This window comes from Nitrosomonas sp., from assembly GCF_022842015.1.
Lineage (GTDB): Bacteria > Pseudomonadota > Gammaproteobacteria > Burkholderiales > Nitrosomonadaceae > Nitrosomonas.
Window position 1 is genome coordinate 1 of record NZ_JALHQJ010000113.1, and the last position, 5636, is coordinate 5636.

A 5636-nucleotide genomic window follows, 5' to 3' on the forward strand; every position below is an offset into this window, starting at 1 on the left:
GATATGGTATGCATGGCCAAGGCGTTATCCGGCGGTTTTGTGCCAGTTGGCGCAGTGGCCCTGACGCAGGAGATCATGGATGGCGTGTTTAACCGCATGGATCGGGCAGTCGTGCACGGCTCTACATTTTCCAAGAATAACATGGCGATGGCGGCTGGTCTGGCGAGCTTGGAGGTGATCAAAACTGAGAAGCTGGTGGAAAACAGCGCAAGAATTGGTAATGATCTGATCGAAAGAATCAATGCGTTGACCGGTCAATATGAATTTCTGAAAGAAGCGCGTGGCAAAGGTTCGATGATCGCGATTGAATTCAAGTCACCCAATAGTTTTTCGTTGAAAGCCGCCTGGATGATGTTGGAAGCAGCCAATAAAGGGTTATTCTGCCAAATGGTTACGATCCCATTGTTCAAAGAGCACAGAATCCTGACGCAGGTGGCGGGGCATGGTATGAATGTGATTAAACTTTTGCCTCCTCTTACCCTGACGCAAAAAGATTGCGATCATGTCCTGAGCGCATTAACCAAGACCATTGCGGATACACACCAAGTGCCGGGCTCTATCTGGGAGCTAGGCAAAAATCTGGCCAGCCATGCGCTAAAAACAAAAGCTGGTTAAACTTACCCCGTATGAGCACTGAACATTCTGGAAGTCTGCTTTATCTCTGGTGGTTGTTATTAGCTTGCGTGACAGGTGGGTTGATTTATCTGCTCAACCCGATCCTGACTCCTTTTCTATTGGCTGCGGTGATTGCATATATTTGCAATCCGATGATGAGGTACATGGCTGACAGGAAAATACCGCGGACAGTGGGGGCGGTGCTTGTTATGTTGCTGCTACTTGGTGTATTTGCCGCCTTGATTTTGGTTATGGTGCCTTTGTTTGAGAAAGAGGCAAACCGTTTACTGGATAAAATGCCAGTTTATTTGGATATGCTGAAGAATCATGTGATTCCTTGGCTGGAATCAAGGCTGGATATCAGTCTGCAGCCGGATATGAATGTGTTAAGGGAGGCTATTTCGGAGCACTGGAAAAGTGCTGGCGGTGTGGCAGCAAAGGTATTGCCTTCTTTGACTAGCGGTGGAGTGGCGATCGTCGAGTTTCTGGTCAATTTGCTATTGGTGCCGGTGGTGTTGTTTTATCTGTTACGTGATTGGGATATGTTGATCAAACTTGTCGATGAAATGATTCCGCGTTATTGGCATGATCAGATTTGTCAGTTAGCGCTGGAGACTGACCAGATTCTGGCGGAGTTTTTGCGCGGGCAATTGTCTGTAATCTTATTAATGAGTATTTGTTATATCACGGGCCTTTGGCTGGCGGGACTTGAATTTGCATTACCGATTGGCTTGGTGGCGGGTATCCTCGTCTTTGTGCCTTATCTGGGGATGATCGTAGGCTTAACGTTGGCGACTTTTGCCGCAATGATGCAGTTCCAGGATTGGGAAGGTGTGATCATGGTGTGGATTGTTTTTGGTATTGGTCAAATACTTGAAGGTATGCTGATTACTCCTTGGCTGGTGGGAGATCGGATTGGGCTGCACCCGGTTATCGTTATTTTCGCGTTATTGGCATTTGGTCAACTATTCGGTTTCTTCGGTATCTTGCTGGCGTTGCCGGTCAGTGCGGTAATATTGGTGTGGCTACGCCATTTGCGAAAGCGTTATTTGGGAAGTGATCTGTATAATTCGTAGGAATTTTTAGACCGAATTACGACGATTAGGCAATTACCATGCAACAGATGTTGTTAGACATTAACCCTCTGCCGTTACCTACGCTGGAAAATTTTCTGCCGGGGCGCAATGCAGAATTGATGCACATGCTGGAAAATATTCTGTCAGGGGAAGAAAAAGAGCGTTTTATTTATTTATGGGGTAACCCTGGTTGCGGTAAGAGTCATTTGTTGCAGGCGATCGTCTTAGCGTATGCACAAAAGAACGCAAAAGCGGTGTATGGTTGTGCCAAAAATCATCACCGCTTCTGCATTGACAATACCGTAGATTGTTTCGCGATTGACGATATCGACTATCTGGACACCGTAGGTCAGGCCGAATTATTTAGTCTGTATAATGGGCTTCGCGAAGAAGGCCATTCACTATTACTGGTAAGTGGATCCACTGCGCCGGTGTATTTGAATATGCGGCAGGATCTGGTTACCCGCCTGGGGTGGGGGCTGGTGTATCAGGTGTACGAATTAACGGAAGAAGAAAAAATATACGCGATGCAGGCGCATGCCGCTGATTGCGGTTATACGCTGTCTCAGGAAATTTGTCTTTATTTATTACGGCATGGCCGACGCGATTTACCGTCGTTGATGATGACATTGGATGCGCTGGATCGTTATTCTCTGGTCCATCAGCGCCCCATAACTATACCTTTATTAAGAGAATTATTACAGGTGGATTCATGAACTTAGCATTATTTGATCTGGATAACACGTTAATCGCGGGCGATAGTGATTTTCAGTGGGCACAATTTTTGATTGAAAAAAAAGCGTTGGATCGTGAGTTGCACGAGACCAAAAATATTGAATTTTATGAGCAATACAAAGCAGGAACGCTGGATATCCATGAATTTTTGGATTTTCAATTAAAACCCTTGGCGCGGCATTCACGTGCCCAATTAGAAGTTTGGCGCAGTGAATTCATGTGCAAGAAAATTATGCCACTGATTGCGCCGGGAACGCGGCAGTTAATCGAACAGCATATGCTGGATAATGATTTGTGTATCATCATTACTGCTACTAATAGTTTTGTCACGGCTCCGATTGCCCAAGCGCTCGGCATTAGTCATTTGATCGCGACTGAACCGGAAGTGAAGGATGGCGAGTTTACCGGCCGGGTGTCTGGAACACCATCATTCAGGGAAGGAAAAGTTGAGCGATTGGAGAAATGGCTCGATTTGCATAATCTGACCTGGCTATCGTTTCTCCGCAGCTGGTTTTACAGTGATTCTCTAAATGACTTGCCCTTGCTTTGCAAAGTGACGCACCCGGTTGCTGTAGATCCGGACCCCACTCTGAGGAGCCATGCAGAAAGCAATGATTGGCCTATAATCAGTTTGCGTTAACAGGTTCGTTGAAAACTATCTGCCTTGGATCAGCTGCTTCGAAAACGTTTTCCAACGGCTTGTTAATCTTCCTGCCTTAATTGCGGAAACAAAATAACATCGCGAATACTTGGACTGTCGGTCAATAGCATGACTAGGCGATCAATGCCAATGCCCTCGCCGGCTGTGGGCGGTAAGCCATATTCCAGTGCGCGGATATAGTCCGCATCATAATGCATCGCTTCACTATCGCCAGCATCCTTGGCTTTGGCTTGTTCCTGGAAACGTGCTGCTTGATCTTCCGGATCGTTCAATTCAGAGAACCCATTGGCGATTTCCCGTCCGGCGATATACAGTTCAAAACGATCGGTGATGTCTGGGTTATTGTCGTTACGCCGCGCTAAGGGGGATACTTCTGCTGGGTAATCGACGATAAAGGTGGGTTCAAACAACAGATGCTCGGTGGTTTCATCGAACAGTGATAGTTGCAAACCGCCGATGCCATCGTTGGGATTGAAGTGAGTATTCAATGCTTGCAATTTTTTGATCAGATAATCACGATCATTCAATTGCTCGGTCGTGTAGTCCGGATGAAATTTCTGGATTGCCTGGGTGATGGTCAGGCGCATGAACGATATGGATAAATCCATCGTCTTGCCTTGGTAGGTAATGTGCGTGGTACCCAATACTTGCTTGGCCACGTGCACAAGCATTTGCTCGGTGAAATCCATCAGATAAGTAAAATCCTGATAAGCCTCATAGAACTCCAGCATGGTAAATTCGGGGTTATGTCGCGTAGAAATTCCTTCGTTGCGAAAATTCCGGTTAATTTCAAAAACCTTCTCCATGCCGCCGATAACCAGTCGCTTTAGATAAAGCTCTGGAGCAATACGCAGGAATAGCGCCATATCCAATGCGTTATGATGCGTAGAAAAAGGTCTGGCCGATGCGCCTCCTGGAATCGAGTGCATCATTGGTGTCTCAACCTCCAGATAATCGCGTTCAACAAAGAATTCACGAATTGCCTGGACTACTTTGGAACGGATGGCAAATACTTTGCGTGTTTCTTCGTTAGTAATTAAATCAAGGTAACGCTGACGATATTTTTGCTCTTGGTCGGCCAAACCATGAAATTTTTCCGGCAATGGGCGTAAGGATTTTGTGAGTAATTGTAAATCAGTGACCCGAATTGAGAGTTCACCTGTTTTGGTTTTGAACAAAGTGCCTTGTGCACCCAGGATATCACCCAAGTCGTAATGCTTGAATGCTGCGTGTACGGGTTCTCCGGTGTGATCATTCGAGATATACAACTGAATGCGTCCTTTCATATCCTGTATGGTTGCAAAGCTGGCTTTACCCATTACGCGTTTTAGCACCATTCGGCCTGCTATTTTTACAATCGTTGGCTGTTCCTCTAGTTGTTCTTTAGAGAACTCATTAAATTGTTTAATTAATTCTGAAGTTAAATGATCTCGTCTGAATGTATTAGGAAAAGCGTTATTGGTCTGGCGTATTTCAGTCAGTTTGGCGCGGCGTTCAGCAATAATCTGATTTTCATCATAGATAACCGGTTGATTTTCTTGGGTCATATTAGGGTGTTGTATAAAAATGTACTTTAAGGCAGGCTGCTGCTTGATAGAGTTGTTTACTAAAACTGTTTTTTTGGTTTTGTTATTTTATGCGACTGAGGTGGCAGTTTTTCAGGGTATGTCCGGTTTTGTATTTCTCTTATCTTTCTTTATGAAGTGTACCCAGATGTGCGATTTATCACAGGGTTTTGTTGTGATATAACCTAAACTCCCAGCATTTCACGTTTCACAGTGTATGCGATATTAACTGATAAATAAGGTGTTTTCTAGTTTTTTGTAGGTTTGTTGTATGAATGTTCACAAAACCTTATCAGTATATTCATAAAAACTTAACAACTAGAAGCAGATAATAATTAAACTAAACTTTACGATAGTCTATAGGCATAAATGTTCACTGAAACGATGTCAGACACATTGCCCGTTGATCGTATTAAAATTCTTTTAATAGATCCACATCCAATTGTTTTGTTTGAATTAAATGCGATCCTCGAAGCCTGCAATGAATTTGAGGTTACGGAAAGACTGAATTCAGCCGAGCGTGTTGAGGATATATTGATGCTGAAGAAAACGGACATAGTGCTGATGGATCCTCATGTGCCTGGCGTTGATGGACTTAATCAAGTTAAGCTGGTGCAAGCCTCCTTTGGAAAGGATATCAAAATAGTGATATTACTGCTGCAGTCAATCAGACTGAGACTTGTGACTTGATCAGAATGGGCATAAAAGGTATTTTACTCAAAGAAATGTCGGCTTTACTCATCCCGCAATGTTTAAAGAAAGTACACGCAGGTGGAGAATGGTTAGATCGTCGCTCCATGAGGATGGCATTCGAACAAATCCTGCAACGCGAATCGGTGCATCAAATTGTTTCTGCACATTTATCTAGAGCTTACTCAAAAATCATAAATAACTGATTGAATTGAATAATAGTGTATATTTTGGTAGAATAGTGCACTTAAATATGTGAATTAACACCAAAAACCGTGCACTATGATTCGTTAT

The 5636-nt window shown here is 44.1% G+C and carries 6 protein-coding genes; 5 read left to right on the top strand and 1 reads right to left on the bottom strand.

Annotated features, from left to right (window positions below; genetic code table 11):
• From Q0C11_RS14245 to Q0C11_RS14260, 4 genes are all read left to right on the top strand, one after another.
• The coding region (locus Q0C11_RS14245; protein ID WP_293009090.1) for an aminotransferase class III-fold pyridoxal phosphate-dependent enzyme at window positions 1-615 on the top strand (615 nt) is incomplete at its 5' end.
• 11 nt (window positions 616-626) lie between these two features.
• Complete coding sequence (locus Q0C11_RS14250) at window positions 627-1691, top strand: AI-2E family transporter (RefSeq protein ID WP_293009092.1); 1065 nt, start codon at window positions 627-629, stop codon at window positions 1689-1691.
• 38 nt (window positions 1692-1729) lie between these two features.
• Window positions 1730-2407 carry a DnaA regulatory inactivator Hda gene (gene hda / locus Q0C11_RS14255; protein WP_293009094.1) on the top strand — a complete coding sequence of 226 codons (678 nt, stop codon included), beginning with the start codon at window positions 1730-1732 and terminating at the stop codon, window positions 2405-2407.
• Window positions 2404-3066: an HAD family phosphatase gene (locus tag Q0C11_RS14260; protein ID WP_293009096.1), complete on the top strand. Its 663-nt coding sequence runs from the start codon at window positions 2404-2406 to the stop codon at window positions 3064-3066. The genes hda and Q0C11_RS14260 overlap by 4 nt, the downstream gene beginning before the upstream one ends.
• Window positions 3067-3128: 62 nt before the next feature.
• On the opposite strand, the gene lysS is transcribed toward Q0C11_RS14260, so the two are convergent.
• Entirely contained in the window at window positions 3129-4634 is a 1506-nt protein-coding gene (gene lysS / locus Q0C11_RS14265) for a lysine--tRNA ligase (protein WP_293009098.1), read from the bottom strand.
• A 387-nt stretch (window positions 4635-5021) separates the two neighbouring features.
• Here lysS and Q0C11_RS14270 point away from each other — a divergent pair, with 387 nt between their 5' ends.
• On the top strand, window positions 5022-5342 hold the full coding sequence (locus Q0C11_RS14270) for a response regulator (protein WP_293009100.1): 321 nt from the start codon (window positions 5022-5024) through the stop codon (window positions 5340-5342).
• Window positions 5343-5636: the final 294 nt, after the last annotated feature.